This window comes from Pedobacter polaris (genome assembly GCF_005116505.1).
Classification (GTDB): Bacteria; Bacteroidota; Bacteroidia; order Sphingobacteriales; family Sphingobacteriaceae; genus Pedobacter; species Pedobacter polaris.
Genome location: NZ_SWBR01000002.1, coordinates 234,297 through 259,444, shown reverse-complemented (window position 1 = coordinate 259,444; position 25,148 = coordinate 234,297). Strand labels below are relative to the sequence as shown.

Genomic DNA, 25,148 nt, shown 5'->3' with positions numbered 1-25,148 from the left:
GTGAATATTTATGAAATAATAGACATCTTTTTAGCTTGTTCAATAGCTTGAGTTCGTCGTTTTACTTCCATTTTCTCAAACAAACGGCTATTATGAGTTTTGATGGTATTTAACGATACAAATAGCTTTTCGGCAATTTCTTGATTACTTAATCCATTCGCCATTAATTGTAAAACTTCTAATTCTCTCTTACTTAAGCCAAGTTCAGCAAAAGCTTTCTCATTAAATTTAAAATCAATTGAATTAGTAACTAAAACTTCCTTCTCAATAATTTTAAATTTTGGTCTGGTAAGTTTTAATGCGATCCATATACCTAATGCTGTAAAAAGAACAGCAATTGCACTTGCATAAATCTCAAAAGAATAATTTATTACAATAAACCTAATCTCAAGCCACTTAATAATGATCAATAAAACAGCAAACCCTACTCCATAAGATATAATTTGGCTATATTTTTTGAGATGAATTGCCATGTAGATTAGAGAACCAACTGATTAAAAAGTTTATCTAATGTTTTTTCTGCATCAATACAAAAACCAGGGTGAACTTTAGAAGCCTGTACCACTGTGCTTCTTGTAGCTGTAAGCCATCTAAAGCGAGAAGCAATATCTAAATTACCAATAGGCCCGGCATCTATTCCTCCACAACAAATTTTCTCAATTGCTTTAAGGTTTGATAAAATTACATCAGGCTCAATTTCGCAAATAAAAGCGCTCAAGCGAGTCTCATTTATTTCAAACAAAGATTTTAAATACTTCTGATCGGCACAATATAAAATTACCCCTACATTTATAAATTCTTCACGCTCTACCCTAGGCACAACGCGAATTACAGCGTACTCAAACAAGTGCTTCTTTTGCATTTTGTGCTTCTTTTACAAAAACTGCAGAATGTGCAATTCTTGTGTTCAAAAATAGAGCATAAGCTTCTCTTTGAGCTCCGCTACTTATAAAAATATCCTCATTTAGCCATTCATCTGGGATTAGATTGAGAATGTTATTGATAACTACTGGTGTTAAAATAGAACGAAATATTTGGTTAACCTCGGCTAAATTTTCTGCTTGAGGTAACAATACATGATCCTTTACCAATACAAAAGGTCGTTTGGCTTGTTCCTCCCAATTTTGCCACGAATGATGAAAATATAAAGATGCTCCATGATCAATTAACCATAATTCTTTATGCCATAACAACATATTTGTATTACGAGCAGTACGATCCATATTGGTTAATAAACAGTCGAGCCAAACAATTTGAGACGCAAGTAGCGGATCTACTTGAGTTACCATTGGATCATACGTTATTGCTCCCGATAAATAATGAAGTGCTAGATTTAAACCTACACTTGCTTTCAATAAATCTTGAATCTCCTCATCGGGCTCAGTTCTCCCAAAAGCTTCATCTAATCTAGCAAAAACTAATTCAGGCACTCTCAATCCTAGTTTTCTAGCAATCTCACCGCCAATAATTTCAGAAATTAAAGCTTTATGGCCCTGACCGGCTCCACGGAATTTTAAAACATATAAGAATCCATCATCAGCTTCTGCAATTGCTGGCATAGAACCACCTTCACGTAAAGGTGTTACATATCTTGTAACATTAACTGTTCTTAGTTGTAAAGCTTGGTTATTTTCCATTATACTATTCAAAAATAGAAAATTTCCTCGTTTTTAGGCATAAAAAAAGCATCCCATTAGATAGGATGCTTTTAAGTTTTCAATATGAATATTAGTTCTCTTGTATTACATGAAATTTTGCAGTTGTAGCAATATTAGTATCAAACCAAACTGTATAAATTTTTCCAGAAACAAAGTTTGAACTTGGTATTTGAACTGTTATTCCAGAATTTAATACAGTGAAGTCTAGACCTAAATTGGCATCTATCGTAAAATAAGTATTAGTGATATTACCGAAGCCTAAGCCTGTTACAAGATTCGCACCACCCGTTACACCAATATTTAAAGTATTATTTAATGCTGCTCCAAAGTTTGCAAATCTAACTTTCACTTTACCCGTTGCAGGGGGTATATTATCATTTCCAGCACCAGTTATTAACCCTGTGCCAGCTAAATTGGTATAATAAAAAACAGTATAAGACGCATCAGTATCTAAGCCAACTGATATAGAGGCAGTATTTGTTGTAGATCCAGTATTTTTAAATGAAAGTACGCTATTACCCGCTTTTACAGTTAAATAAGGGCTAGTTTCTGTATAAGCAACTGCGGTTGTTGTTAATTTAGTATCACCCTGATAAAAATCTTGAGCGTTTGAACCAGATGCCGTATTTGTAACGCTAATTTTTGCATCACCGTAAACAATCGGAGCTGGATCATCGTCTTTTTTACAAGAAGATATTAATATGGCAAACATGCTTATTACCATAAGCAAGAGTGCCGGTTTTTTGTTAGTTAAGGTTTTCATGTGTTTTTAGTTTAATTTAAAAGTAAAAACACCTCAAATATTACGCCAAATGCGATCTAAATAACTAGTATTAAAGTTTTTAAGCTAGATATAAATGGAGTATTCAATTATTTATAATAATAGTCTAAAAACTCTAAACATCATTTGATAAAAATAGCAGAGCACCTACCTTAACTTAAAAGAAATCTTTTCTTTTAAGTATAAAATAATTCGTTAAAGAATTAAATATTGATTTATAGTTAATTATGAAATTAAATTTTATAATTATTGATTATAATTAAACAATATTTTGTTTATTGCTTTTTTTTTAAATCAATGAACAAAATATTTAACTTATCATTGATGCTATTTCTTAGCATCACTCCATGCTTAGCACAAATTAATTTTGGGCCCCGTTTATCGGCTATGGGAAATAATGGATCTGCCATACAGGACATTTGGAGCGTAGAGGCAAATCCTTCCGGAATAACTGGTATAACAACACCTATAATTGCCCTGAATTACTCAAAATATTTAGTTGATAGCGAACTAAGTAAACAAGCAATTTCATTTGTACTGCCAGTAAAAAATAATTTCATTGGTACTAGTTTCCAACGTTATGGCATTTCTGAATATAATGAAATTAAGGCTGGAATTGCATTAGCAAAGAAATTTGGAGACAAATTATCTATAGCCTTAAAAGGAAATTACCATCAAATTAAAATTAGCAATTATGGGGCTTCAACAGGTTTTTCAGTAGACGTAGGTGCTATGTATCACTTGAATAAACAATTAACATTAGGAGTTTATATAAACAATCCATCCTTCCAAAAATATAGTAGTAAAGCAATAGAAACGGTTATCCCTACTATAATCCATGTAGGTGCTAGCTATAAAGCATCAGATAAGCTACTGATTGCTACTACAATAAGTAAGGATATGAATGCTGTAGTAGATGTGAGTTTGGGTATTGATTATAAACTGTTAGAAATATTAAGCTTAAGGGCTGGTTTAACAGCCAAACCATTTAAGCAATATGGTGGGTTTGGCATTAACTATAAAAAATTGCTGTTAGACTTTGCAATAGAAACAAATGCTTACCAAGGTTATACACCTCAAATTTCCCTCGCTTATGTATTTTAGAATTTTACTCACTTTGCTTATTATTAGTTGTATTGGGACTGTACGGGCACAGGAAGATACCTTTATCAAAGATCTAATTGAAAGTTTAACAGAAAACCTACCTGAAGATTATGACCTATCTGAACTACAAGACAGGTTAATATTCTTTAAAAAACATCCAATTAATTTAAATAAAACTACAGCTGAAGAATTAAAAAGCTTAATTTTTCTTTCCCCACTGCAAATCAGTAATTTATTTACCCACATTAAAACCAATGGAAAGTTAATAGATGTACTAGAATTACAAAGCATTGCAGATTTTGATACTGAAACTATACAAAGACTTTTACCCTTTGTAACGCTTAACCAAACGGATTTAGTTGATAAAATTACCCTGAGAAATATGAGGGTTTTAGCAGACAATGATTTAGTAATAAGATTTGGAAGGGTTATAGAAACCCAAAAGGGATTTACGGATTTGAAGGGAAGTAGATACTTGGGTTCACCAGAACGATTTTTATTGCGTTATAAATACAATTATTCTAATAGAGTTTCGGCATCATTAATTTTTGAAAAAGATGCTGGTGAAAATTTTATTCGTGGAGAAAAACAATTTCTTTTAGACTATCAATCAGCCCATATTGCAATATTTAATACTGGACGCTTTAAAAAAATTGTAGCTGGTGATTATACATTACAATTTGGACAGGGATTAACTTTGTGGTCTGGTTTTTCTTTTGGTAAAGCACCAGATGTAACAAGTGTAGCCAAAAAAGACGTTGGGTTAAAGCCTTACACTTCTGCTAATGAATATTCATTTTTTAGAGGCTTGGCAACAACGGTATCTTTAAATAAAAATATTGACCTTACAATTTTCAGTTCTTACAGAAAGCTTGACGCAAGCTTAAATTTAGATAACAATGGTGATGAAGTTTTATCTACCATTAATGAAACTGGTTTACATCGAACAGCAACGGAGATCAAAAACAAAACCAGTATAAATCAGCAATTATTTGGTGGTGCAATTCAATACCAAAAGGATAATTTAAGTTTGGGTGCAGTAGCTTATCATACCTTATATAGCAATAAATTTGAAACCGGCAGCCAAGTTTATCGTAACTATAATTTCACAGGTAAAACTATCACAAATGTTGGTCTACATTATAATTATACCTATAAAAATATCTATTTCTTCGGTGAAGGTGCTAAAAACTTAAAGAGTGGTTTCGCATACCTAAATGGTGCATTGATTAGCTTATCTGCTAAAGTTTCAGCTGTTTTATTACATAGAAATTATCAAAAGGATTATCATAATTTTTTTAATCAAGCAACTGCTGAAGCCAGTGAAGCTTTTAATGAAAAAGGATTTTATGCAGGCTTAAACATTACGCCTATAAAATATTGGTCTATAGCAATTTATGCCGATTATTTTAAGTTCCCTTGGCTTAAGTTTAGAATTGATGCTCCATCTGATGGTTACGAGTTTTTAGGTCAATTAACCTATACACCGACTAAAACTTTCAAAGCTTTTTTAAGATACAAGTCTGAATTAAAGCAACAGAATACAGATATAGAAGTTCCTATTAATTATTTAGATGATGTTAAAAAGGAAACTTATAGAGGTGATGTGAGCTGGAGGCTAAACAAATCACTAAGTTTTCAAAACAGAGTTGAAGTATCGCAATTTAAAAAGGGTAATGTAAAGGCAGAATTTGGATACATGATTTATCAAGATGTTGATTATTCTCCAAACCTTTCAAAATTATCAGGCAACATAAGAATTGCGTATTTCAATACACCAAGCTACAATAGTAGAATTTACGCATACGAAGATGATGTTCTATACAACTTTGCGTTTGGAATGTACAGTGGGAACGGTTTTAGAACTTACGTCAACATTAAATATAAACTCTGGAAAAGGCTAGATATTTGGGCAAGACATGCTTTATTTTTATATAGAAATGTAGAAACCGTTGGTTCTGGGCTTGATGAAATAAATGGTAGCAAAAAAAATGACGTAAAAATTCAAATTCGCTATCAATTTTAAGCTGTGACATTTAAATCAGAAATAGTTTTCGTTAGGATTTTACTTCCTTTTATTGCAGGAATAGTTTGTGCCTATTTATTTGCTAGTCCAAGCCTTATATTATCAGCTATAGTTGCAAATATTGTATTGCTATCCTACTTAATAGCCATTAATTTATTTTATAACAAAATAAACGCTTATAAATTTAAAGGCATTACAGGAGTTATATGCTACCTTTTCTGCTTCACCATGGGCGGAATGATTTGTCTATTTAATACACAATTTATTAAAAAAGACTATTACGCAAATCAATCTTACAAGTATTTAAAAGTCTGGGTAAACAACGAACCACAGTTAACCAATAATATTTTACGTTTAGAGGTTGAAGTTACCACTGCTTATAAAAATGGAAAATCAAAAGCAGTAACTGGTAAATTATTAATTGCTTTAAAAATTGACAGCTTAAAACCAATTCAGCTTAATTATGGTGATGAACTAATTATAACAAGCAATTACTCTACTGTCGAACCAAGTTACAATCCAGGCGAATTTGATTTTAAAGCATGGTTAGCATCTAAAAATATTTATGAACAAACATTCATTAATGAAAATCAGCTTACTAAATTAACTACCAATAAAGGCAATCCAATCATAAAATATGCAATTGAAGAACGCAAAAAGCAAGTTGCAATATATAGGAGGCTAATTAAAAATGATGAAGCATTTGCAGTTGCATCAACCTTAGTTTTGGGTTATAGAGCCGATTTAAGTAAGGAAACTTTGCTTGCTTATAGTAAAACCGGAACAATACATGCTTTATCTGTATCTGGTGCACATGTTGGCATTATTTTCTTTCTTTTAAATTCAATTTTGTCCTTTTTAGATAGAAAAAGAGCTTTAAAAATATTTAAACTTCTGTTTATTTGCTCGTTAATTTGGTATTACTCTTTACTAACGGGTTTCTCGTCTTCAGCGCTACGTTCGGCAATTATGCTTACCATTTTTATTCTTGCAAAAGCATTTAATAGAAACAGTAATAACTATAACATACTTGCTTTTACGGCGTTTTGCCTGTTGATTTACAATCCGTTTTTTATATGGGATGTGGGATTTCAGCTATCATTTATTTCTGTATTTGGATTAATCTATCTTCAACCTAAAATTTATAAATGGTTATATGTAAAAAATAAATGGCTGGATAAATTATGGTCTGCAATAGCTTTAAGTTTAGCTGCACAATTGGTTACATTTCCATTGAGTATTTACTATTTTCATCAATTCCCTATCTATTTTATATTGGGAAACCTATTTATTCTTTTGCCATTAATAGCATTGATGTATTTTGGAATAGGCATTTTGCTATTAAAACTTTACTTCTTAGCCCCAATTTTTGAATGGATTATAACATTTACTAATGATGGATTAAAATGGATAGCCAGTTTGCCATTTTCAGGAATTACTGCTATTTGGTTAAATTGTTGGCAATTGCTCTTACTAAGTGTTGCTTTAGCCATTTTAATTTTTGCTTTGACTAACTATCGAAAAAAACTTTTAATAGTTTCAATTATTCTGCTTGTCGCTTTTCAATCTTATTCAGCATATAATAAAATATTAGCATCTCGCCAAAGAAAAATACTTTTTTTTAGCTTAAGGAAAAATTATGCAGTAGCATTTATCGATTCAAAGAAAGCTATTCTAGTTACTGATTTAATGGCAGAAGATAAAAATTTTCAATTCTTTGTTAATCCTGCACTAGAAAAAATGCAGATTAAAGAAATTTTATTTGTGAAATGGGGACAAGACACCACCATCAATTCTTTGATAAAAAAAGAGCATCAAATTAGCTTTTACGATTATAAAATTCTGCTTATAGATCAAGGTTTTAACTATAGAAAAATGCAGCAGTTACCTAAGTTTAATTCCGTGTGGTTGCATCAAAATCCTAAAAAATCCATACAAGAATTAAGGACTGAGATTATATTTTCAACCTTGTTAATAGATGCAAGTAACAAAGACTATAAAATTAAAAGATTTGAAGAAGAAGCAAATAAATTTCAATTGCAACATTACACTTTAAAGAAAAATAAGGCATATTTGATTAACATAAAATAAATATATGAGTGAAGACCTTGTTTTATATATAGTAAAAGATAGAATAGCTAGCATAACACTTAACAGGGTTGATAAAAGAAATGCGCTGAATCCGGACCTAATTGCCCAACTTACTGACTATTTATTAAAGGCTAGCGAAGATGAGGAAGTAAAAGTGATAGTGCTAAAAGCTAACGGAGGTACATTTAGTGCAGGTGCAGATTTAGCTTATCTTCAACAGTTGCAACAAAACACCTATGAAGAAAATTTAGCAGACTCAAATAATTTAAAGAAACTATTTACTACGATTTGTTACTTACCGAAAATTGTAATTGCACAAGTAGAGGGCCATGCTATTGCAGGTGGCTGTGGTCTGGCAACAGTATGTGATATTATATTTGCTGTCCCAGAAGCTAATTTTGGCTATACAGAAGTTAAATTGGGTTTTGTACCAGCAATTGTATCTTGCTTTTTAATGCGTAAAACAAGTGAAACCGTGGCTAAGAAGATATTATTAACAGGCGAGCTCTTTTCGGCTGAAGATGCATTAAAGTATAACCTCATAACTTTTGTAACAAAAAAGGAAGATATTGCTCAAAGAGTAAAGGATTTTGCATTAGATTTGTGTAACAATGCTTCTGCAAGCGCATTAATGGTTACTAAACAATTAATAAACCAAACTACTTATCCTTTGTTAGAAAAGAGTTTGGATATGGCTGTACAGATCAATGCAAGAGTTAGGGAAAGTGATGATTTTAAAAAAGGAGTAGCATCATTCCTAAACAAAGAAAAAACTAAATGGTAAATAAATAACTAAAATTAATACTATGTTTAAATCTATGAAAACTGGCATTTTAGCCGCAATCTTAATCAGCACAGCAATTATTGCACATGCACAAAAGAAAATAACTGAAGGAACTATTACTTATAAAGTTGAATATGCTCCTACAGCAGAACAAGAAGCAGCAGTTGCTATGTTGCCTACTGAGCAAAAAGTAAAATTTAATGGTCCAATGATCAGAATGGAAATGGAACAAGGTCCCGCTACCATTACTGTTTTGCAAGATGTAGTTTCAAATTTAGGTTTAGTATTAATTGATGTTCCAGTTGCGCAAATGCAATTTGCTGTTAAACAAGGCAAAGCAGAATATGATAAACAAAAAGCCAGCTCTCCAAAATTTAGTGATTTCAAAGCTACTGGTGAGAAAAAAATGATTGGCTCATACAACACAGAAAAATATACTTATAAAGACGATAAAGGTGGCACTTATGAACTATGGGCAACAACTGATATCGAATTGCCAACTGGTTTTTCTGGTGAAAATTTTAAAGATGTTAAAGGTTCTTTGATTAAATACACGCACTTTCAACAAGGAATTAAACAAACTTTAACCGTTAAAGAAATCAAAGAAGAAAAAGCAGGTCCTTTTAATTTAGATGTTCCTAAGGGTTATGAAGTTAAAACTATGGAAGAAATTATGGCCATGCAAGGTGGTGGTGGAGAATAATCACCTTTAATAATGCTTTCTATCGAATCAGGCTTTTATTTTGGCATTTTTATTAAATTGCGCCAATGTTTAAAAGCCTGATTTTTTTTGTACGATTTTTTTTATTCTGGTTATTATTCTTTGCCCTAGATAGATTTATCTTCTTATTTATCTTTCATAAAAAACTGAGAGGCCTCCCATTTGGAGAAAAGCTATCTACCTTTTACCATGCGTTACGCTTAGATTTATCAATGACTGCTTACTTAGTCGTGATTCCGCTAATTATTTTCTCTATTTGGTATTTCTCTAAAAGAGATCATATCAGTTTAAAATGGGCATCAGTTTACAACAAGATTTTAATTGTAGTTTTCAGTCTGCTTTCTGTTATTAATTTTAATATTTATAGAGAATGGGGTAGCAAAGTTAATGCGAGAGCACTTTCATTTGCTGTTGACACACCAAATGAAGCATTTGCTTCAAGCGCTTCTTCCCCTATCCTATTGTCTTTATTTGTGCTAATTATATTGATTGGGTCAGGATTATACCTGAACTTTTTAATCAATAAAAAACAAATTAACTTTATTAAAACACCATTTTGGCTAAAAGTAATTGTTACTGTTATTCTGCTTGGTGTTAACTTTTTATTGATTAGAGGTGGTTGGGATGTTGCACCTAACAATCAAAGCATGGCCTATTTCTCTAAATATGAGATTTTAAATCATGCTTCCTTAAATACAGAGTGGAATTTAATCTCAAGTATTTTAGCATCTAAAAAGACAAACAAAAATCCATACTTATACTTTGATAATGCAACTGCAGAAAAAGAAATTACAGAGTTATACAGCGTAGAAAAAGATACAACGGTTTCTATTTTAAAAACTAAGCGACCAAATATTGTAATTTTTATTTTAGAGAGTTTTACAGCAGACTTAACAAAAACACTTGGAAACGAAGATGGAATTACCCCAAATTTTGACAGTTTAACAAATAAAGGCGTTTTATTTACTAATATTTATGCTGCCGGAAACAGAACTGACAAAGGTTTAATTGGAACTCTTACAGGCTTTCCTACTCTTGGAACAGGAAGTATTGTAAAGTGGCCTGAAAAGATGCAGAAAATCCCTGCCATTAGTCAGAAGCTTTTCCAAAACAATTATCAAACCTCATTTTATTATGGTGGTGAGTCAGAGTTTGATAATTACAAAGCTTTTATTTTAGGTCACAGCTATCAAAAACTAATAGATAAAAATAGTTTTGACAAGAAAGACATGAATTCCAAATGGGGAGCTTATGATGGGCTGGTTTTCAATAGGCAGTTGCAAGAACTCAATCAAACTAAGCAACCTTTCTTTTCTACCATTTTATCTTTAACCAATCACGAACCCTTTGAAGTTCCTACTACACCTAAGTTTGGTAAAAAAGATATCATTCAAGAGTTTAAAAGCACAGCTTTTTATACTGATTCGTGTATTAATTCTTATCTAATTGCAGCTAGAAAACAAGCATGGTATAAAAACACACTATTTATATTTGTAGCAGATCATGGGCATCTTTATCCAAAAAACAAGTTCGAAATATTTCAACCTCAGCGCTACCATATTCCTTTACTCTTTTATGGCGATGTAATTAAAGATGAATATAAAGGCAAAAAATTAAGTCAAATAGGTAGTCAACAAGACATTGCAGCAACCTTATTGGCACAATTAAATATTCCTCATCAAGATTTTTTATGGAGTAAAAACTTATTAAATCCATATACCAAACACTTTGCCTTCTTTACCTGGGACAACGGCTTGGGCTTCGTAAATGATAACCATTGCGTTACATTTGATAACATTGGGAAAAATATTTTGTACAATAGCAATTCAAAAGATATTATAAAAACGAATCACAATCTTAAATTAGGACAATCCTACTTACAAACAGTATATCAACAATTTATAAAACTATAACATGAAATTAACTAAACTATTTATCGCTGTTGCAATTGTAGCCTTTATTGGTAATAGCAATGTAAAAGCACAGAGAGGTGGCATTAACTGGACTAAAGACGGGAACAGTTATTATCAAAATGCTGGTGGAGAAATCGTTACCATTACTTTACCTAAAAACGATCGCAAAACAGTAGTAAGCAGGCAATTGCTAACACCTGCAAACGCAACTAGTCCATTAAATGTAAGGAGCTTTGATTTAACCAGCGATGGTACAAAAGCTTTAATTTATACAAATACAAAGAGAGTTTGGCGTCAAGATAGCCGTGGAGACTATTGGGTTGCTGACATTACAAATAATACTTTAAAACAAATTGGAAAGGGCAAACCTGCATCATCATTAATGTTTGCTAAATTTTCACCTGATGGTAGCAAAGTTGCCTATGTTAGTGAGCATAATATATATGTAGAAGATTTAGCAAGTGGTGCTATAAAAGCATTAACTACAAATGGAACTGCGAGAATGATAAATGGGACTTTTGATTGGGTTTATGAAGAAGAATTTGGCTGTTTAGATGGTTTTAGATGGTCGCCAGATGGAAAATCTATTGCTTACTGGGAAATTGATGCAACCAAAATCAAAAATTTCTTAATGATTAACAATACAGATTCGATCTATTCTTTTAATGTTCCTGTAGAATACCCTAAAGTTGGCCAAGATCCTTCTTCTTGCAAAATTGGTGTTGTAGATATTGAAACTGCGAAAACAAACTGGTTAGCAGTTCCTGGTGATAATGTTCAACACTATATCCCTCGTATGGATTGGATTCCAAATACAAACGAAGTAATTTTACAACAATTAAATCGTGAGCAAAATGAAAGTAAATTATTTGTTGCCAATGCCACAACTGGAGCTAGTGCAGAAATTTACAAAGAAAATAATAAAGCTTGGATAGATGCTCAAGACAGCTTTTTTTGGTTAAATGGCAATAAGGAATTTGTTTACCAATCAGATAAAGACGGTTATACACACTTGTATCGCATTAGCCGAGATGGTAAAAAAGAAACATTAATTACAAAAGGCAACTACGATGTAATAGATGTAAGTTTAGTGGATGAAAAAAATAATACAGTTTATTTTTTAGCATCACCAACTAATGCAACTCAAAAATATTTATATAAAACGAAATTAGATGGTAAAGGTAAATTAGAAATGGTTACTCCTTCTGTTTTACCTGGCACACATAGTTATTCTATTTCTCCTAATGGATTATTTGCTCGTCACAGTTACAATAGTTCTGTAATTTCTCCAGTAACAGAGTGGATGAACTTTGCGGCAAACCAACCAATTTCTATGGATGGAAGCATTACTAGTCAATTGGCAAAACAAACACCTCCTAAAAACAAAGTAGAATTTTTTAAAGTAACTACAGAAGATGGTGTTGAAATGGATGGTTGGATGAAAAAGCCTGATAATTTTGATGCTACAAAAAAATATCCTGTTTTATTTTATGTGTATGGTGAACCTGCTTCCCAAACTGCTGCTGATGTTTGGGGCGCTGGCACAACTGGCTTATATGCAGGTGATATGGCTAAGGATGGTTACATCTATATTTCTATGGATAACCGTGGTGCTCCAGTTCCAAAAGGTGCAGCTTGGAGAAAGGCTATTTATAAAAACATAGGCGTAATTAATATTCGTGATCAAGCTATGGCTACTAAAAAACTATTGGCAACTTATCCATTTATGGATAAGGATCGTGTTGCTGTACATGGTTGGAGTGGTGGTGGTTCATCAACACTTAACTTATTGTTCCAATATCCAGAAATTTATAAAACTGGTATTGCTGTAGCTGCGGTTGCTAACCAGTTAACTTACGATAATATTTACCAAGAACGTTATATGGGAACACCTTTCCCTAATACAGATGCTTATGTAAAAGGTTCGCCTATTACTTATGCTAAAAACTTGAAAGGAAATTTATTGTATGTACATGGTACCGGAGATGACAATGTTCATTATCAAAATGCAGAAATGTTAATTAATGAATTAATTAAAAACAAAAAAGTATTTCAATTAATGAGTTATCCAAATCGTACACATGGAATTTCTGAAGGCGAAGGAACTAGACAACATTTAGGCTTAACTTTTACTAAATTCTTAAAAGAGAACTGCCCTCCAGGCGCAAGATAATAGAGAGAAATCTCTAAATAATAAAAGCCTCAAGTATTTAATATTTGAGGCTTTTTAGTTGAATGCAATTCATTATTCTCTTTGTTTCAAATGTTTGTCATTTCCGATAGGCTTTCAGTTACCTTAACTGAGGTCTTCGCTGAACCACACTTAACCTTAGAGATTGAAATTTAATACGCTCATGGCTACAATTAAGGCTATTCCGAAGCTCAACAAAGTCCCAATTAATACGTACTCGGTAAGTTTAATGTCATGTGCGTCTTTTAAATCTCCGAATCTAAAAATAGATTTAGCCGCTAATAAAAAGCCGACAGCTTCAAAATGGTGCGTGCATACAAAAAGATAAATCAGCAAGCGTTCCATTATACCAATAAATTTACCTGCATCTTGTAATGAGGTTGAAGCCTTTTCTGGTATCCATTTCGCAATAATTACCCTAATAAATATAGCTGCAGGCGATGTTAAAAATAATGCACCGAGCAAGAATAACCAAAACTGATTATTTTGTAAAAAACCTAAATTTATTGGAGCATGGAAATAGTATTGCCAACAAGCAATAATTAAGGCTACATGTAATATCTGATCAACAAAAAACCATATTCTTTTTGTTTTATCCTTTTGAAACATCAACTTCATCGCGTCAATAATCCCATGACCTAAACCTATTGTCAAAGCTACTGCCCAAACATCAAAAGAAGCAAAAATGATAAAGATTAAGGCAGAATGAATTACAAGATGTAGATAAAGCTTATTAGATTTGAGTTTTTTATCTTCTTTTTCTATAACCCAAGCATTTGGTTGTAAAAAGAAATCGCCCAATACATGAGCCAACAAAAGTTTTAGCAAGGCGATTTCCATTATTTTTTAATTAGGTTAGTCACTTGGTTTCTATATCTATTTTCTAGCTCCATAATTTCTGTAAAATGGGCTCTTTTTAAAGCCTCACTAACAGAAGATTGGCTCCTTCCTGATATTTTGGCAATTTTATCTTGCTTTGTATTTTGATTTTCAATAGCATATCTTACCATTTCAGCAGTAATTTGGCCCCAACTATCCATGGCAATTAATGCTAAACGAATTGATAAATTCATTTCTTCATCAAAATTAATCCAAGGAGTTTTTAGTGCCATATTTGTCTTGTTTATTTTTAAAGTATCAAAAGCAGATCCAGAGTTAATGTAAGCTTCTCCATTAGCCTCAGTAACTTTTTCAGCACTGATACTTTTCTTTCCAATACCTATGCCTATTCTAACATCTGCCTTTTTTAACGTTTTGATACAAGCCTTAATATATATGGCATTTATTAGGGCATCTTTTGCGTTTAATTCAACCTGAAAACTATCTCCTCTAAATATTTCCCACTTCAAATTTTCACCAAATAACCCCTCTAAAGCACTTTTTAATGTACTTATCCATTCTTCTGGCAATGTCCTAGAGTTAATTATATCTCCTGTTATTACAGCAATCATAATACTAATATCGGGTAAATGCACGATAATTCCAAATATCGGCTAATTACCCGATAATTTAATATATCGGCTAAATACCCGATAATTGTATTTATCGGCTAAAATGCCGATAACAAAACAAAAACTTATTGTTTGTTTGTTCGTTATAATAGCAAAATGGCACTAATAAAATTTACAAATCGAGGAATTTATTGCAAGCAAGGCAATTTTTATATTGATCCTTGGCATCCTGTAGATTATGCGGTTACCACACATGGCCATGCCGATCATGTAAAATGGGGAAATAAGAATTATTTATGCCATGAACTTACTAAGCCCATATTAAAACAACGTTATGGTTTAGAAGATAATGTGCAAACCTTGCCATACAATAAGGAAATAGATATAAATGGTGTTAAACTGAGTCTTTTCCCAGCAGGACATGTAATTGGATCGGCGCAAATTAGGCTAGAATACAAAGGAGAAATCTGTGTGGTTTCTGGTGACTATAAAGTAGAATATGATGGAATTAGTACCGCTTTTGAACCTGTAAAATGCCACACTTTTGTTTCTGAAAGTACTTTTGGATTACCCATTTATACTTGGCAAGAGCAAGAATTAATATTTGCGCAAATAAAGAATTGGGTAAAAGACAATAATAACAAAGGTAAAACAAGCATTTTGGTTGCTTATAGTTTGGGTAAAGCACAAAGGTTAATTAAAAACTTAGCTGGCGAATACCCAATTTACGTACATAATTCTATTGCCAATTTAAACGAAGGTTTTGCAGCGGCTGGAGTAGAATTACCTGAAACGATAAGAATTGATATAGACATCAAAAAAGATGAATTGCAAAAAGGCATTATAATCATCCCTCCTGCGTTAGCTGATGGAAGATGGGTGAAAAGCTTACAACAACCTGCAATTGGCGTTTGCTCTGGTTGGATGGCTGTTAGAGCAGGCAGAAGATGGAGAAGTGCAGATGCTGGTTTTGCTTTAAGCGACCATGCAGATTGGCCAGGATTATTATCAGCCATTAAAGCTACAGAAGCTGAAAAAGTATTTGTTACACATGGCTCTACTGCTGTTTTCTCGAAATATTTAAATGAAATTGGCATCTGCTCTGAAGAAGTTACTACTAAATATGGTGCAGAAGATGATGAGGTAATTGGTGAAGTGAATGAAAATCCTAAAGAGGAAACAAAATGAAGCGATTTTCACAACTGATCCAAGAATTAGAGCTTAGCAATAAAACAAATGATAAAATTGCAGCATTGGTTTCTTATTTTAATGAAGCCAATGATAAAGATAAACCTTATGTTATTGCAATGTTTACTGGTAAAAAACCTAAAAGACCTGTAAATACGGCCTTAATTAAACAATGGGCAATTGAATTAAGTGGAATTCCAGAATGGTTATTTTCAGAAAGTTACAGTAGCGTAGGCGATTTAAGTGAAACGATTGCTTTGGTCCTTCCACCAGCAGAAAATGCAGTTGATAAACCTTTACACCAATGGATTACCGAGCTTGCTCAACTAAATGGAGAAACAGATGAGGCTAAAAAAGAATACATTTTAAATGCTTGGAATAGCCTTAATACGCAAGAACGTTTCATTTTTAACAAGTTAATATCTGGTAATTTTAGAATTGGAGTTTCTAATAAAATGTTGGTTAATGCTATCGCTAAACACGGCGAAGAAGACAGTAGCAAGATAATGCACAGCATTATGGGTAAGTGGTTGCCGAATGAAATCACTTATCAAGAATTAATTGCTGGCGCCCACGTAAACACTGATAATTCTTGGCCTTACCCCTTTTGTTTAGCTTATGCTTTAGAAACCGAACCAGAAAACTTAGGAGAAACAAGCGCTTGGCAAGCCGAATGGAAATGGGATGGCATTCGTGGACAAATTGTAAAACGAAATGGCGAATTATTTATTTGGTCGCGGGGTGAAGAGCTAGTGACTGACCAATTTCCAGAATTGCATTTTTTGAAAGATGATTTACCAGATGGTACTGTTTTAGATGGAGAAATACTTTCGGTTAAAGATGGAAATGTACAATCATTTAGTATGCTACAACAAAGACTAAACCGTAAAACAATAAATAAATCTCAACTTAATGATGCACCAATAGGCTTCTTTACTTATGATATTTTAGAACACAAAGGGATAGATATCCGACAGGAACCTTTAGCAGAACGAAGAAAGATTTTAGTGGATATTATTGGAAATTTAGCAATAAAAGACATCGTTTTATTATCTCCGGTTATTGAATTTGAAAGTTGGGAAAAGCTGGCTGAATTAAGAGAGACAGCTAGAGCTATCAATAGCGAAGGCATAATGCTTAAAAAATTAGATTCGGTGTTTCATACCGGACGTAAGCGTGGCGATTGGTGGAAATGGAAAATAAACCCCTACACCGTTGATACCGTAATGATTTATGCACAAAAAGGAAGCGGAAGAAGAGCCAATTTTTACACCGATTATACTTTTGCTGTAAGAGATGGAGAGCAACTCATTACCATTGCTAAAGCTTACTCTGGTTTAACAGATAAAGAAATTAAAGAAGTAAATTCATTTGTAAACAAAAATGCAATAGAAAAATTTGGTCCGGTTAGAACAGTAAAACCAGAACTTGTTTTTGAAATTGCATTTGAAGGTATAGCCGAGAGCAAAAGACATAAAGCTGGTTTGGCCTTACGTTTTCCACGCATCGCCCGTTGGCGAAAAGATAAAAAAGCCGATGAAATTAATACTTTAGATGACTTGAGGCAGTTACTAATAGCTAGCCAATAATTAAAATCCAATAACTAGTCCAACACCAACATTTATTGTGCTTATTTTTTGTTCAGATTTATGTTCTACCGGAGCATCAGCTGGATAAGTAATTACAGTAAACTTAGGATTAGACGAATGATAATCTGCGTTTAATCTTAATCCCAAACTATTACTTAATTTATATTTAAAGCCTAATCCTAACAAATAACTAAATGATGTAGCATTTGATGATTCTTGTTTGCCCGATGAAGAACCAACCCCCGGAATATTATAACTAACATTTATTTCGGGTGATGAACTAAATTGTACACCAGCTAACTCTCTAAACTCTATTGATAATTTTTCGTTTTTAATTAATGGAAACGATTGATTTAAGCCTCCCAAAATGGATGCCATTCTCCAGGTTGTTGTTGTAACAGACATACTACCGCCAGAACCTGTAGGTAATGAATAGTTTAAAGCCTGTTTATCAATTCCATTAATTCTCCAATTAAACATAGCAATTGCCCCAACGTTTTTAGAAAACTGATATTGATACCCTAAGTCAAAATAAAAACCTGTAGTAGCTAAACCTGCTTTTTCATCAGAAGCCACTTTAGAAGCAAAATCGCCAGTGGGTATACTTGGACCTAATTCTATAAATGCTGATGATTTTTTAAAATTATTTTGTGCAAAAGTAGTTATTGAAGAAGATAACAGGAGAACGGAAAGTAATAGCTTTTTCATTTATGAATTAAAATTAGAGCGTTTATACCTACAAAAGTAATATGTATTTTGTATTATCAAAATCTGCTTGAATAATATTTAAGTCTGTAACACAAATGCTATTTATTTTTGTTTAATCTTAAAATACCGAATGAATAAGGGACAGCAAAAAGTTCTTGATTGGCTTAAAAAAGATGATAAAAAACCATTCAAGTTTCAGGAAGAAGCATGGAGTTATTATGCCAAAGGCTATAGTGGATTAGTTAATGCCCCTACTGGTTTCGGAAAAACGTTTTCTTTATTTTTAGCTGTTGTAATTGAAGGAATAAATTTAGCCAACACAAAGGATAAAAAAAAAGCCAAAGACCGCTTACAACTCATCTGGATTACACCTTTACGTTCATTAGCGAAAGATATTGCAAGAGCGATGCGAGAAGTTTTAACCGAACTTGAACTCGACTGGCATGTTGGTGTACGAAATGGAGATACCACTCAGGCAGAAAAACTGCAACAGAAAAAATCAATGCCAGAGGTTTTGCTTATTACGCCAGAAAGTTTGCATCTTTTATTAGCGCAAAAAGGTTCATCAACTTTGTTTGAAACTTTAAAGTGTATTGTTGCAGATGAGTGGCATGAACTTTTAGGTAATAAACGTGGTGTTTTGGTAGAATTGGCTATCTCTAGAATTAAAGGTTTACAAAAAGCCGCCAAGCAACAACATTTACGAGTTTGGGGAATTTCTGCAACTATAGGGAACATTGAAGAAGCTTTAGACGTAATTGAGCCCGATTTAAATGCAAAACGAATTATAATTAAAGCAAAGCTGAATAAAAAAACAATCATAAAATCAATCTTACCAGATGATATTGAGACCATGCCGTGGGCTGGACATCTAGGATTAAAATTAGCTTATAAGCTGTTGCCAATTATAGAAAAGAGTAAAACAACTTTAATCTTTATCAATACTCGTGGCCAATCTGAAATGTGGTACCAGCATTTGCTCAATCTGGAGCCAGAATTAGCCGGAAGAATAGCAATCCATCATGGATCTATAGATTTTGAATTACGCAATTGGATTGAAGATGCTTTACATACAGGTCTGCTGAAGGCTGTTATTGCTACCTCTTCACTAGATTTAGGAGTAGATTTTAAACCTGTAGATACTGTTATACAAGTTGGTTCCCCAAAAGGTGTCGCTCGGTTTTTGCAAAGAGCTGGTCGTTCTGGTCATTCACCAGGGGAAACTTCTAAAATATATTTTTTACCTACTCATGCTTTAGAACTAGTTGAAGCTGCAGCGATTAAAGAAGCTGCAAAAGAAAATAATATTGAAAGTAGAGAGCCTGTAATTATGGTTTTCGATACATTGATTCAATATTTAGTGACACTAGCCATAGGCGATGGTTTTGATGATAAAGTTATCTATGAAGAAGTGAAAAATACTCATGCTTTTAAAATGCTTTTACCACAAGAATGGTCTTGGTTAATGCAATTCATCACTTCTGGAGGTGATAGTCTAACAGCTTACCAAGAATTTAAAAAAGTAGTTAAAGATGAAGAAGATGGGCTTTGGAAGGTAAAAGGCAGACAAATTGCAATGCGACATCGATTACATATTGGAACGATTGTAAGCGATGCAATGCTGAAAGTTAAATTCTTATCTGGTGGATATATTGGAATGGTGGAGGAGTATTTTGTATCTAAGCTTAAAGTTGGCGATAGCTTTACCTTGGCAGGCAGAATTCTCGAATTTGTGCACATTAAAGACATGACAGTTATTGTTCGTAAAAGCAAACAAAAGAAAGCAATGTCGCCAAGTTGGTTAGGAGGAAGATTGCCACTTTCATCAAACCTAGGAACAGTTTTAAGAAAAAAATATAATGAGGTTTTAAATAAAACTCATCAAGAAGAAGAATTAAATGCTGTTTATCCAATATTTTTGGTTCAACAAGAACGTTCTCATGTGCCTAGAAATGATGAGTTATTAGTTGAAATAATTAATAACAAAGAGGGATTCCATCTTTTTGCCTATCCTTTTGAAGGCAGATTAGTTCATGAAATTCTGGCTGCGTTAGTTGCTTATCGCTTAAGTAAATTAATACCAATTACTTTTTCTTTGGCAATGAACGATTACGGTTTTGAGCTCTTGAGTGATATCGAAATACCGATGGATGATGCGATTGCCTATGAAGTTTTTTCGCCAGAGAATTTAACTGAAGATATTACCTTAAGCATTAATTCTACAGAAATGGCCCGTAGAAAGTTTCGAGATATTGCATGCATTTCTGGTTTAGTTTTTCAAGGATATCCTGGTAAATATGTAGCAAATAGACATTTACAATCTTCTGCAGGATTATTTTTTAATGTTTTTAGCGATTTCGACAAACACAATTTATTGTTGCGCCAAGCTTATGATGAAGTTTTTTATCAACAATTAGAAGAACCCCGTTTGGCTGCTGCTTTACATCGCATTCAGCAAAGTACAATTGTAATTACTCACCCGAAAAGGTTTACACCCCTATCTTTCCCAATTAAAGTAGATAGTTTACGAGCTAATATGAGTTCTGAAGAATTAGAGCAGCGTATTGAGCGTATGAAGGTAGAGGTTTTTAAATAAGGAAATTTTGTCGTGTCAAAAGGCAAAATCACTTAACTTTGCCGTGTTTAATTTATAGATGCTCTGATAAGCTTAGCATGACAATACTGAATAGATGACGATAACGATTAGAGATGAAGAGCTGATTTTAGCAAAAGAAAGAGCTATATATTTACCTCAACAAGAGCTTTTAGCCATAAGTGATTTACATTTAGGTAAGGCTGCCCACTTTCGCAAAGCTGGTTTACAAGTTCCATCTACACTAGCACAAGGTGACCTAGAAAGATTAAGTATACTTTTAGAACGATTTCAACCAAAAACACTATTAATTAATGGCGATATGTTTCATCATGATGTAAATACTGATGTTGATGATTTTGGGCGTTGGAAGCTGCAGTATTCAAATTTAAACTTCATTTTAGTAAAAGGAAACCATGATAAGTTGGATGAAAAGCAATATCAAAATTTAGGAATCAAAATTCATGATCCTAGTTATTGTACCTCGAGTTTTTGTTTCATTCACGATGCTGTAAAATGTAAAGAAGAGAACCTTTATCCAATTAGTGGCCATATCCACCCTGGCGTTGCTGTTTTTGGTAAAGCAAAACAAAGCTTGAAATTTCCTTGCTTTTATTTTGGCAATGACTATGCCGTAATGCCAGCTTTTAGTGTATTTACTGGTTTAAGCTTAGTAAAACCTAAAGCAAATGAGCAAGTTTATGCCATTACACCTACAAAGGTGGTAAAGGTTTAAATATTACTTTCAATAATGTCTTTAAGTTGAGTTGCCTGCACAACACCACTTTGTCGCCAGATTTGTTTGCCATTTTTGAATAAAATTAATGTTGGTACTCCCTGAACATTATAGGCAGAAGCAGCATTTCTATTTTTATCTACATCAACTTTAATAATGGAAGCCTTATCTCCTATTTGACTTTTAACTTGATCTAAAATTGGTGCCATCATTTTACAGGGGCCGCACCATTCAGCGAAAAAATCTACCAAAACTGGTTTATCGCCATTTATTAATTCAGAAAACTTAGACATATGAAAACATTTTATGTAAAACAATAATTTGGGCAAGAAGTTCTGATGAGCTCATTAATTTGTTCTAAATATTATATCTCAATAATCGATATGGCTATATTTATTTTAAAATTTATTAAGTTGATGCAACAAAAGTATTAATAATGCGACTACCTTATAGAAACGGTTTTTTGTTTATACTCTAAGACTATTTAATTGACGCCAATACAGAAAAAAACAGATCATGAATTAATTGCTATGTGCAAAGCAAATAATGATTTGGGGTATTCCGAATTATATGGAAGATATGCAAAGCGTATTTATAATTCTATACACCGTATTGTTTCACACACAGCAGAAGCTGAAGATATTTTACAAGAAACATTTTTAACTGTTTTTAAAGAAATTGACAAACTAGCTAATGTGGTAAATTTTGAAGGATGGATTAAAAGAATTGCAATCAACAGGTCCATCTCACATTTAAGAAAAAAGAAAATTGAATTTTCGGATGTAGATACCACCGAAATAGTAGCAGAAAAGGAATATGACATTCAAGAAAACGAATTATTTGAAACCCAGGTAAGTGATGTACGTAAGAGTATCGACAATTTACCACAAGGTTATAAAACGATAATGTGTCTTTATTTATTCGAAAACATTCCGCAAGAAGAAATAGGCGCAATGTTAGGAATATCACACAATACCGTAAGAACACAATACCATCGTGCAAAAAAGAAAGTCTTATTATTATTAAAAGATAAAGTATATGAATGATCCATTAAAAAAATATATTGAGGATAATCGCGACGACTTCGATAACCTTGAGCCCTCTGCAGATATCTTCTTCAAAATAAAAGGAGAACTAAAGAGTGCAGCAAAAGAAGAAAAGGGAGGAATGCGATTAATTCTTAATCATAAATGGTTAGTCGCAGCTTCAATTGTGATTACCATATCAATTACTTATTTATTTATAACAAATAACAGTACGGATCAGCTTATTAATAAACAGCAGATTACAAAAAGAACAATCCCTGAAATTGTTGACCAGCCAAAAGCGATTATTCAAGTTGAACCTATAAATGACATTAAAAAAACACTAGTTAAAGTAACAGCTAAAAGAAAATTTAAAGAGCAAAATGCAGAGATAAACATGCTTGCAGCTTATAAAGGCTTAACTGATAGTACTTCAGCAAGTAATAGATTAGCTGCAATACTCGACATTCAAAAATCGAATGTAATGAGCTATGCTATCATTGATCAGTTGGCGAAATCCCTAAACCACGACTCGAATAGTAATGTTCGTTTAGCTGCACTTAATTTAATGAGTAAATACACGGAAGATAGCTATGTTGGAAATACGTTTATGCAATCGCTTTCAAGTCAGAAAGATCCATTAGTACAACTTGGATTAATTGAACTACTTAGTCAAACTAACAATCCAAAACTTGATGATAAGCTTTATGCACTGGCAAACGATCCTACAACTTTTGCAGCAGTAAAAGATCAGGCATACCTAATCTTACTTAATCAAAACAAATTATAAAATTTAAAGAAACATAAACACAAAAAAACAAATGAAAAAGCAATCAATTATTTTAATCACATTATTATGTGCTAGCCTATTCACTAATGCACAGAAAGAGTTCCGATTATCAAAATCAACTGGACAATTAAAACTTAACATCAATGGGGCAATTATTGAAGGCTATGATGGAAAAGAAGTAATCTTCTCTAGTAAAGATGCTAAAATAGACGAAGTAGACGAACGTGCAAAAGGTCTTGTTGCCGTTAGTGGCTCTGGTTATACAGATAACACGGGGATGGGAATTAGTGTTACTGAGAATGGACAAGAAGCCCTTGTGAATATGGTGTCTAAAAAACCAATTGGCATCATAACTATTAAGGTTCCTCAAAACATGAAAGTTTCGTTTACAAATAACAGCACATTATATTCTGATGAACTCTTCATTAAAGACATAAAAGGTGAAATAGAAGTTTCTACAACTTATAATAAAGTTAAATTAGAGAACAATACTGGTCCGATGAATATTAAAACCATTCACAGTCCTATTGATGCAACATTTAATAGCGAATTAAAAGGTCCTATCTCTATCATATCAATTTACGGCTATGTAGATGTTGCCATGCCTTCTAGCAGTAAAGCAAATATTGAACTTGGCACTAGTTATGGAAAATTATATGCTGGAAAAGAGTTTAAAATCGACTTCGAGAAAACAGAATCAGATAGAAAGACTGATAGAGGCATTTATACAATTAATGGAGCTCAAACAACAAGTGGTAGTATTACTACAAAAACAGAAAGCGGTAGTACTCCAGCTAGAGCAACAGGCGGAACTATAATAACATCAGGTAATGGCTTAACGTATTCTATAGGAACATATGGTAGCGGCGACCAAATTAAAGGCAAGCTAAATGGTGGAGGTATTGATTTTATCTTCAAATCAACCTACAAAAACGTATACTTAAGAGAAAAATAAACCAAACTTTAAAGTCTCATCATAGATGGGACTTTTTATTTAACAGACATATTATGAAAACAATATTCACAATACTATTTTTTATTTTATCATCACTTATAGTACATGCTCAAAATAAAATAACCAAAAGTTATCCAGTAAAAGAAGGCCAAGAGATTAATTTGCATTTCGATTATCCTAAAATAATTAAAATAAGCAGTTGGGATAAAAATGAAGTTTCTATTGTTGCAACTGTGAGCACTGAAGATGGAGAACACATTGATGCATTCATTTTACGTGATTCTGTAGTAAACAATACTGTTTCTATTCGCAATAGAATAGACTGGGAAAAAATTCCTAATCAATATTATGTAGTTGCCAACGGAATAAAAACTAGTTTCCCAACAAAGCAAGATTTTGAAAACTACAAGAAAGAAAACAGTGCTCTTCAAAATGCTTCATTTTATACGCAACGCAATTTTACAGTAAATCTTGAGGTTAAAGTACCATCTTCCACTTTTTCAACCATAAAATCTACTTATGGAATGATTGAACTGATAGATTTTAAAGCACCTTCAGCTATTGAAGCTACTTATGGCGGTATTGATGCCAGTATGAATGAAAGCCAAATTGGAAAAATTAAATTGACCAATCGTTACGGAAAAATTTACAGCAATTTGCAATTAACAGCCACAGAAAAGAAAGATAGTAGCTATTTTACCTCAATTACGGCTGAACCAGGAAAAGGGCCTTCCTATGATTTAAGCTCATCGTATGGTAATATCTATTTAAGAAGATCTAATAATTAGTTAGGTTAATAGTACCACTTGAATTAGTTTCATTATTGATAGAAACTTACTATCAA

23 protein-coding genes are annotated in these 25,148 nt (G+C 32.7%); 15 read left to right on the top strand and 8 right to left on the bottom strand.

What is annotated here, in order from left to right; all coding sequences use genetic code 11:
* Positions 1-8: 8 nt before the first annotated feature.
* The 4 genes from FA048_RS20065 to FA048_RS07405 form a co-directional block, all read right to left on the bottom strand.
* Positions 9-473 carry a response regulator transcription factor gene (locus FA048_RS20065; protein ID WP_136839606.1) on the bottom strand — a complete coding sequence of 155 codons (465 nt, stop codon included), beginning with the start codon at positions 471-473 and terminating at the stop codon, positions 9-11.
* A 5-nt stretch (positions 474-478) separates the two neighbouring features.
* A complete protein-coding gene (locus FA048_RS07415; RefSeq protein WP_136839605.1) occupies positions 479-862 on the bottom strand; it encodes a DUF3037 domain-containing protein in 384 nt (127 codons plus the stop codon).
* Complete coding sequence (locus FA048_RS07410) at positions 840-1,637, bottom strand: HipA family kinase (RefSeq protein WP_136839604.1); 798 nt, start codon at positions 1,635-1,637, stop codon at positions 840-842. Before FA048_RS07410 ends, FA048_RS07415 begins: the two co-directional genes overlap by 23 nt.
* Before the next feature lie 91 nt (positions 1,638-1,728).
* On the bottom strand, positions 1,729-2,421 hold the full coding sequence (locus FA048_RS07405; RefSeq protein ID WP_136839603.1) for a DUF4397 domain-containing protein: 693 nt from the start codon (positions 2,419-2,421) through the stop codon (positions 1,729-1,731).
* Positions 2,422-2,736: 315 nt separating this feature from the next.
* On the opposite strand from FA048_RS07405, the gene FA048_RS07400 reads away from it, so the two are divergent.
* From FA048_RS07400 to FA048_RS07370, 7 genes are all read left to right on the top strand, one after another.
* Positions 2,737-3,543, top strand: coding sequence for a PorV/PorQ family protein (locus tag FA048_RS07400; RefSeq protein WP_136839602.1), 807 nt, complete (start codon positions 2,737-2,739; stop codon positions 3,541-3,543).
* On the top strand, positions 3,533-5,569 hold the full coding sequence (locus FA048_RS07395) for a helix-hairpin-helix domain-containing protein (protein ID WP_136839601.1): 2,037 nt from the start codon (positions 3,533-3,535) through the stop codon (positions 5,567-5,569). The genes FA048_RS07400 and FA048_RS07395 overlap by 11 nt, the downstream gene beginning before the upstream one ends.
* A gap of 3 nt (positions 5,570-5,572) precedes the next feature.
* The gene (locus tag FA048_RS07390) at positions 5,573-7,660 is read left to right on the top strand and encodes a ComEC/Rec2 family competence protein (RefSeq protein ID WP_136839600.1); all 2,088 of its coding nucleotides are present in this window, start codon (positions 5,573-5,575) and stop codon (positions 7,658-7,660) included.
* Between the two features lie 4 nt (positions 7,661-7,664).
* On the top strand, positions 7,665-8,444 hold the full coding sequence (locus FA048_RS07385) for an enoyl-CoA hydratase/isomerase family protein (RefSeq protein ID WP_136839599.1): 780 nt from the start codon (positions 7,665-7,667) through the stop codon (positions 8,442-8,444).
* A gap of 22 nt (positions 8,445-8,466) precedes the next feature.
* A complete protein-coding gene (locus FA048_RS07380) occupies positions 8,467-9,147 on the top strand; it encodes a hypothetical protein (RefSeq protein WP_136839598.1) in 681 nt (226 codons plus the stop codon).
* A gap of 230 nt (positions 9,148-9,377) precedes the next feature.
* Positions 9,378-11,078 carry an LTA synthase family protein gene (locus FA048_RS07375; RefSeq protein WP_225872505.1) on the top strand — a complete coding sequence of 567 codons (1,701 nt, stop codon included), beginning with the start codon at positions 9,378-9,380 and terminating at the stop codon, positions 11,076-11,078.
* A gap of 1 nt (position 11,079) precedes the next feature.
* Positions 11,080-13,251, top strand: coding sequence for a S9 family peptidase (locus FA048_RS07370; RefSeq protein ID WP_136839596.1), 2,172 nt, complete (start codon positions 11,080-11,082; stop codon positions 13,249-13,251).
* A 156-nt stretch (positions 13,252-13,407) separates the two neighbouring features.
* Here FA048_RS07370 and FA048_RS07365 read toward each other — a convergent pair whose 3' ends face one another.
* Both FA048_RS07365 and FA048_RS07360 read right to left on the bottom strand, forming a co-directional pair.
* A complete protein-coding gene (locus FA048_RS07365) occupies positions 13,408-14,109 on the bottom strand; it encodes a DUF3307 domain-containing protein (RefSeq protein WP_136839595.1) in 702 nt (233 codons plus the stop codon).
* Positions 14,109-14,720: a SatD family protein gene (locus FA048_RS07360; RefSeq protein WP_136839594.1), complete on the bottom strand. Its 612-nt coding sequence runs from the start codon at positions 14,718-14,720 to the stop codon at positions 14,109-14,111. The genes FA048_RS07365 and FA048_RS07360 overlap by 1 nt, the downstream gene beginning before the upstream one ends.
* Before the next feature lie 156 nt (positions 14,721-14,876).
* Between FA048_RS07360 and FA048_RS07355 the strand changes: the two genes are divergently transcribed.
* Together FA048_RS07355 and FA048_RS07350 are read left to right on the top strand one after the other, a co-directional pair.
* Positions 14,877-15,908 (top strand): ligase-associated DNA damage response exonuclease, encoded by a 1,032-nt coding sequence (locus tag FA048_RS07355; protein ID WP_136839593.1) that lies wholly within the window; start codon positions 14,877-14,879, stop codon positions 15,906-15,908.
* Positions 15,905-17,497: an ATP-dependent DNA ligase gene (locus FA048_RS07350; protein ID WP_136839592.1), complete on the top strand. Its 1,593-nt coding sequence runs from the start codon at positions 15,905-15,907 to the stop codon at positions 17,495-17,497. The genes FA048_RS07355 and FA048_RS07350 overlap by 4 nt, the downstream gene beginning before the upstream one ends.
* Here FA048_RS07350 and FA048_RS07345 read toward each other — a convergent pair whose 3' ends face one another.
* Entirely contained in the window at positions 17,498-18,205 is a 708-nt protein-coding gene (locus FA048_RS07345) for an outer membrane beta-barrel protein (protein WP_136839591.1), read from the bottom strand.
* A gap of 130 nt (positions 18,206-18,335) precedes the next feature.
* Between FA048_RS07345 and FA048_RS07340 the strand changes: the two genes are divergently transcribed.
* Positions 18,336-20,801: a ligase-associated DNA damage response DEXH box helicase gene (locus FA048_RS07340; protein ID WP_136839590.1), complete on the top strand. Its 2,466-nt coding sequence runs from the start codon at positions 18,336-18,338 to the stop codon at positions 20,799-20,801.
* Between the two features lie 94 nt (positions 20,802-20,895).
* On the top strand, positions 20,896-21,534 hold the full coding sequence (gene pdeM / locus FA048_RS07335) for a ligase-associated DNA damage response endonuclease PdeM (RefSeq protein WP_136839589.1): 639 nt from the start codon (positions 20,896-20,898) through the stop codon (positions 21,532-21,534).
* Here pdeM and trxA read toward each other — a convergent pair.
* The gene (gene trxA / locus FA048_RS07330; protein ID WP_136839588.1) at positions 21,531-21,827 is read right to left on the bottom strand and encodes a thioredoxin; all 297 of its coding nucleotides are present in this window, start codon (positions 21,825-21,827) and stop codon (positions 21,531-21,533) included. The genes pdeM and trxA overlap by 4 nt on opposite strands.
* 195 nt (positions 21,828-22,022) lie before the next feature.
* On the opposite strand from trxA, the gene FA048_RS07325 reads away from it, so the two are divergent.
* Genes FA048_RS07325 through FA048_RS07310 form a run of 4 tightly spaced genes read left to right on the top strand, consistent with a single transcriptional unit; the run spans position 22,023 to position 25,092 of the window.
* Positions 22,023-22,580: an RNA polymerase sigma factor gene (locus FA048_RS07325; RefSeq protein ID WP_136839587.1), complete on the top strand. Its 558-nt coding sequence runs from the start codon at positions 22,023-22,025 to the stop codon at positions 22,578-22,580.
* Positions 22,573-23,349, top strand: coding sequence for a HEAT repeat domain-containing protein (locus FA048_RS07320; protein WP_136839586.1), 777 nt, complete (start codon positions 22,573-22,575; stop codon positions 23,347-23,349). Before FA048_RS07325 ends, FA048_RS07320 begins: the two co-directional genes overlap by 8 nt.
* Positions 23,350-23,380: 31 nt before the next feature.
* On the top strand, positions 23,381-24,304 hold the full coding sequence (locus tag FA048_RS07315) for a DUF4097 family beta strand repeat-containing protein (RefSeq protein ID WP_136839585.1): 924 nt from the start codon (positions 23,381-23,383) through the stop codon (positions 24,302-24,304).
* Between the two features lie 53 nt (positions 24,305-24,357).
* A complete protein-coding gene (locus FA048_RS07310; protein WP_136839584.1) occupies positions 24,358-25,092 on the top strand; it encodes a hypothetical protein in 735 nt (244 codons plus the stop codon).
* Positions 25,093-25,148: the final 56 nt, after the last annotated feature.

What these genes read in the sequence shown, in the direction of transcription:
- FA048_RS20065 (WP_136839606.1), bottom strand. Translation starts at nt 473, where the DNA reads ATGGCAATTCATCTCAAAAAATATAGCCAAATTATATCTTATGGAGTA.
- FA048_RS07415 (WP_136839605.1), bottom strand. Translation starts at nt 862, where the DNA reads ATGCAAAAGAAGCACTTGTTTGAGTACGCTGTAATTCGCGTTGTGCCT.
- FA048_RS07410 (WP_136839604.1), bottom strand. Translation starts at nt 1,637, where the DNA reads ATGGAAAATAACCAAGCTTTACAACTAAGAACAGTTAATGTTACAAGA.
- FA048_RS07405 (WP_136839603.1), bottom strand. Translation starts at nt 2,421, where the DNA reads ATGAAAACCTTAACTAACAAAAAACCGGCACTCTTGCTTATGGTAATA.
- FA048_RS07400 (WP_136839602.1), top strand. Translation starts at nt 2,737, where the DNA reads ATGAACAAAATATTTAACTTATCATTGATGCTATTTCTTAGCATCACT.
- FA048_RS07395 (WP_136839601.1), top strand. Translation starts at nt 3,533, where the DNA reads ATGTATTTTAGAATTTTACTCACTTTGCTTATTATTAGTTGTATTGGG.
- FA048_RS07385 (WP_136839599.1), top strand. Translation starts at nt 7,665, where the DNA reads ATGAGTGAAGACCTTGTTTTATATATAGTAAAAGATAGAATAGCTAGC.
- FA048_RS07380 (WP_136839598.1), top strand. Translation starts at nt 8,467, where the DNA reads ATGTTTAAATCTATGAAAACTGGCATTTTAGCCGCAATCTTAATCAGC.
- FA048_RS07375 (WP_225872505.1), top strand. Translation starts at nt 9,378, where the DNA reads ATGACTGCTTACTTAGTCGTGATTCCGCTAATTATTTTCTCTATTTGG.
- FA048_RS07370 (WP_136839596.1), top strand. Translation starts at nt 11,080, where the DNA reads ATGAAATTAACTAAACTATTTATCGCTGTTGCAATTGTAGCCTTTATT.
- FA048_RS07365 (WP_136839595.1), bottom strand. Translation starts at nt 14,109, where the DNA reads ATGGAAATCGCCTTGCTAAAACTTTTGTTGGCTCATGTATTGGGCGAT.
- FA048_RS07360 (WP_136839594.1), bottom strand. Translation starts at nt 14,720, where the DNA reads ATGATTGCTGTAATAACAGGAGATATAATTAACTCTAGGACATTGCCA.
- FA048_RS07355 (WP_136839593.1), top strand. Translation starts at nt 14,877, where the DNA reads ATGGCACTAATAAAATTTACAAATCGAGGAATTTATTGCAAGCAAGGC.
- FA048_RS07350 (WP_136839592.1), top strand. Translation starts at nt 15,905, where the DNA reads ATGAAGCGATTTTCACAACTGATCCAAGAATTAGAGCTTAGCAATAAA.
- FA048_RS07345 (WP_136839591.1), bottom strand. Translation starts at nt 18,205, where the DNA reads ATGAAAAAGCTATTACTTTCCGTTCTCCTGTTATCTTCTTCAATAACT.
- FA048_RS07340 (WP_136839590.1), top strand. Translation starts at nt 18,336, where the DNA reads ATGAATAAGGGACAGCAAAAAGTTCTTGATTGGCTTAAAAAAGATGAT.
- pdeM (WP_136839589.1), top strand. Translation starts at nt 20,896, where the DNA reads ATGACGATAACGATTAGAGATGAAGAGCTGATTTTAGCAAAAGAAAGA.
- trxA (WP_136839588.1), bottom strand. Translation starts at nt 21,827, where the DNA reads ATGTCTAAGTTTTCTGAATTAATAAATGGCGATAAACCAGTTTTGGTA.
- FA048_RS07320 (WP_136839586.1), top strand. Translation starts at nt 22,573, where the DNA reads ATGAATGATCCATTAAAAAAATATATTGAGGATAATCGCGACGACTTC.
- FA048_RS07315 (WP_136839585.1), top strand. Translation starts at nt 23,381, where the DNA reads ATGAAAAAGCAATCAATTATTTTAATCACATTATTATGTGCTAGCCTA.
- FA048_RS07310 (WP_136839584.1), top strand. Translation starts at nt 24,358, where the DNA reads ATGAAAACAATATTCACAATACTATTTTTTATTTTATCATCACTTATA.